3 protein-coding genes are annotated in these 2,920 nt (G+C 70.0%); 1 reads left to right on the top strand and 2 read right to left on the bottom strand.

What is annotated here, in order from left to right; genetic code table 11:
- Positions 1-344: hotdog fold domain-containing protein (locus JWN68_RS17360; protein WP_297741266.1), on the bottom strand; the 344-nt coding region annotated here is incomplete at its 3' end.
- A gap of 449 nt (positions 345-793) precedes the next feature.
- Here JWN68_RS17360 and JWN68_RS17365 point away from each other — a divergent pair.
- Positions 794-1,291: a MarR family transcriptional regulator gene (locus JWN68_RS17365; RefSeq protein WP_297741268.1), complete on the top strand. Its 498-nt coding sequence runs from the start codon at positions 794-796 to the stop codon at positions 1,289-1,291.
- On the opposite strand, the gene JWN68_RS17370 is transcribed toward JWN68_RS17365, so the two are convergent.
- Positions 1,292-2,920, bottom strand: a 1,629-nt coding sequence (locus JWN68_RS17370) for an ABC-F family ATP-binding cassette domain-containing protein (protein ID WP_297741270.1), incomplete at its 5' end; no start/stop codon positions are given.

The following is a 2,920-nucleotide window of genomic DNA, read 5'->3' on the forward strand; positions in this document are numbered from 1 at the left end:
GTCTCGGCGATGCAGGTGATGTCGCTCGTCGCCTTGGCGGTGTAGGAGATGTCCATGCCCTTGGGGATCCAGCGCCTGTCCCCGGGGATGGTCACCTCGGCCAGCGCGCCCATCGCCGCCTCCAGTCCGTTGCACAGGGCGATCGCGTGGACGGTGCCGATGTGGTTGTGCACCCGACGCCGCTTCGAGATGACGAGCTCCACATGGTTGGGCTGCACCACGGTGAACCACGGGCGGATCGTCGCGAAGTACGGCGCCTTGTGCGAGAACGCCAGGGAGAAGACGCGCTGGCCGATGACGGGGATCCCTGCGGTGGTGTTCCACCACGTCTGGACTTGGCTCATGCGGCTATGTTACCAGTCAGTAACTAAGCAGCGCCAGCAGCTCCACCCGGTTGCCGTGTCCGTCGACGGTGTGACACCTGACGTACCCGGGGAAGCTGTCGCGCTGGCTCCAGTCCAGCTCGAAGCCGAGCCCCACCAGCCGGGAGGCGACGGCCTCCAGGGCGGCCGCGCCGCCGAGCAGCAGCGCCGGGTGAGCCTTGCGCGCGGGAGTGAATGGATCCTCGACCCCGCCGTGGACCTCCGCGCCGTCCGCCGAGCGGAACCGGCGCCGCCGCGCCCCGCGAGCTCCCCCGGCTTGTCGACCTCCGTCAGGCCCAGCCCGTCGGCACAGAACCGGCGGGCGACGTCCTCGCCGGCGGAGGGGAAGGCGACCTGTACATGGTGGAGCTTCATGACCCGAGGCTATATCTCAATGTCAAGATTCTCGACGCATCTGACAGACTGCGCGGATGCGCGACGAAGTGGACAGCCTGGTCGAGGCGTGGGCCCGCGAGCGCAGCGACCTGGACCTCGGACCTGTCGAGGTCTTCAGCCGCATCAGCCGCCTGGCACGCCACCTCGATCTCGCCCGACGCGACGCCTTCAACGCGCACCACATCGAGTCGTGGGAGTTCGACGTGCTGGCAGCGCTGAGGCGAGCGGGTGCGCCGTACGAGCTGTCCCCCGGTCGTCTCCTCCGCGAGACGCTCGTGACCAGCGGCACCATGACCAACCGCGTCGACCGCCTCGCCGCCCGCAACCTCGTCGAGCGGCTCCCTGACCCGAAGGACCGACGCGGGGTTCTCGTCCGGCTCACCCCCGAGGGCAAGCACGCGGTCGACGGGGCCTTCGGGGCACTGCTCGCCGCCGAGGCCGAGCTCCTTGCTGCCCTTCCAGCCGCCGACCGGACCACCCTGGCCTCGTTGCTGCGGACCCTCCTGGAGCCGTTCAGCCCGCCGGAGAGCTGACTACTGCAGCACCTCGGAGGCTTCGAGCCACTCGAGCTCGAGTCCGTCCCGCTCGGCCTGCAGTGCGCTGAGCTGCTTCCCCAGGTCGGCCAGCTTGTCGTAGTCGGTCAGGTGGGCGGCCATCTCGTCGTTGATCGCCTTCTCGCGAGCCAACACGCGCGTGAGCTGCTTCTCGAGGCGCGCGATGGCCTTGCGTGCCTCGCGCTCACCTGCCGAGCCGGCCTTGGCCTTCTTCGATGACGCGGCGCCGGCAGCGCCGGTGGGCGCCGAGGCGGGAACGGCGTCAAGGCCGGCGGCCCTGCGCTCAAGGTACTCGTCCACCCCGCGCGGCAGCATCGAGATCTGGCCGTCCCCGAGCAGCGCCCACACCGAGTCGGTCACGCGCTCGAGGAAGTAACGGTCGTGGGAGACCACGATCAGGGTCCCCGGCCAGCCGTCGAGGAAGTCCTCGAGGACGTTGAGGGTGTCGATGTCGAGGTCGTTGGTGGGCTCGTCGAGCAGCAGCACGTTGGGCTCGTTGAGCAGGAGCTTGAGCAGCTGGAAGCGTCGACGCTCCCCGCCCGACAGGTCGCCGAGACGAGCGGTGAGCTTGTCGCCGGTGAAGCCGAAGCGCTCGAGCATCGAGGTCGCGGTGATCTCCGACCCGGTGGCGGTGCGGGTGACGCGAGCGATGGCCTCGATCGTCGGGAGCACGCGGCCGTCCGGATCCACCTCGTCGATCGCCTGGGTGAGGTATTCCATCTTGATCGTGCGGCCGTGCTTGACGCGACCGGCCGTCGGCGACAGGTGGCCCGCGATCAGCGAGAGCACCGACGTCTTGCCCGCACCGTTGACGCCCACGATGCCCACCCGGTCGCCTGGTCCGAGGCGCCACGTGGCATTCGTCAGCAGCTTCCTCTCGCCGCGCGACAGGTCGGCGTGCTCGACGTCGATGACGTCCTTGCCGAGGCGCTGGGCGGCGAAGCGCTGCAGCTCCAGCCGGTCGCGCGGCGGCGGCACGTCCTCGATCAGCTGGTTGGCGGCGTCGATGCGGAACTTCGGCTTCGCCGTCCGCGCGGGGGCACCCCGACGCAGCCACGCGAGCTCCTTCTTGACGAGCTGCTGGCGGCGCTGCTCGGAGGCGCCGGCCTGGCGCTGCCGCTCGGCCTTGGCCAGCACGAAGGAGGCATATCCGCCCTCGTAGGAGTCGACCACACCGTCGTGCACCTCCCAGGTCGTCTGGCAGACCTCGTCGAGGAACCAGCGGTCGTGGGTCACGACCACCAGTGCCGAGGAGCGCGCCACCAGGTGGTGGGCGAGCCAGGCCACGGCCTCGACATCGAGGTGGTTGGTCGGTTCGTCGAGGACGATGAGCTCATGCTCACCGAGCAGCAGCGCGGCCAGGGAGCACCGGCGACGCTCGCCACCCGACAGGCCCAGGACCGGCCGGTCCAGCGAGATCCCCGCGAGCAGCTCGGTCACGACCCCGCGCATCGTCGCGTCAGCCAGCCACTCGTGATCGGCGCGCCCACCGAGGACGGCCTCGCGCACGGAGTGGGTGTCGACAAGCTCGTCGCCCTGGTGGAGGTAGCCGATCTCGACGCCACGGTTCATCGAGACCCGGCCGGCGTCGGGCTCCTCGAGGCCAGT

It is taken from the genome of Nocardioides sp. (assembly GCF_025964975.1).
In the GTDB taxonomy this organism is placed as follows: domain Bacteria; phylum Actinomycetota; class Actinomycetes; order Propionibacteriales; family Nocardioidaceae; genus Nocardioides.

What these genes read in the sequence shown, in the direction of transcription:
- JWN68_RS17365 (WP_297741268.1), top strand. Translation starts at nt 794, where the DNA reads ATGCGCGACGAAGTGGACAGCCTGGTCGAGGCGTGGGCCCGCGAGCGC.